The 619-nt window shown below is 32.1% G+C and carries 1 protein-coding gene; it reads left to right on the top strand.

The genetic code is table 11. From position 1 onward, the window contains the following. Positions 1 to 19 precede the first annotated feature (19 nt). Positions 20 to 619, top strand: a 600-nt coding sequence (locus B9N71_RS01995) for a hypothetical protein (RefSeq protein WP_143421990.1), incomplete at its 3' end; no start/stop codon positions are given.

Raw genomic sequence — 619 nt, 5'->3', positions numbered from 1 at the left:
CGGTGATTTTGATTATGAAATGAACGACATCCGTTATTCTTATCAAGGAAAACCATTTACAGGTTTATGTTATCAATATAGTTTTGGTTTTGTACAAGTCGAACATTTGTGTATTGATGGTTGGTTTGTTAAAAATATCAGTTATTATCCTGATGGTACAGGTCGAATAAAAAGTTACGAAGAAAAGCATATTGATATTACCGAAACAACTGGCGATCGAGAGTGGTATTTAGAATGGGAAAATAATGCATATAAAAGGATTGAATCACGCTATTTAGATTATGCAGGAACAGATCATTCAGGCAACATAAAATTATATTTCAACGAGCAAAAACAGATCAGTCGTGCAATTATTGAGGATGATTATGCTTATGTTTCACTATTAGTGCCTCGAGATGATTTAGGTCTTGATTTTAAAACCTTTGATGATTTATTGGCAAAACAAGATATATTTGCCGATAACCTATCTATCTGGTCAATTGAGGATTCATTATTTAACCAATGGTTAGATCGTGGGCTTTTAAATCAGGTTAAGCAGTTAGAGTTATGCTATGCAAATATTGAGCTTTCAACCATTGCAAGATTAGCTGAATTACCATCTTTACAAACATTAAATTAT

It is taken from the genome of Gilliamella bombi, from assembly GCF_900103255.1.
In the GTDB taxonomy this organism is placed as follows: domain Bacteria; phylum Pseudomonadota; class Gammaproteobacteria; order Enterobacterales; family Orbaceae; genus Gilliamella; species Gilliamella bombi.
Note: the sequence above shows the minus strand (reverse complement) of the source record. Positions and strands in the feature narration are given on the sequence as shown.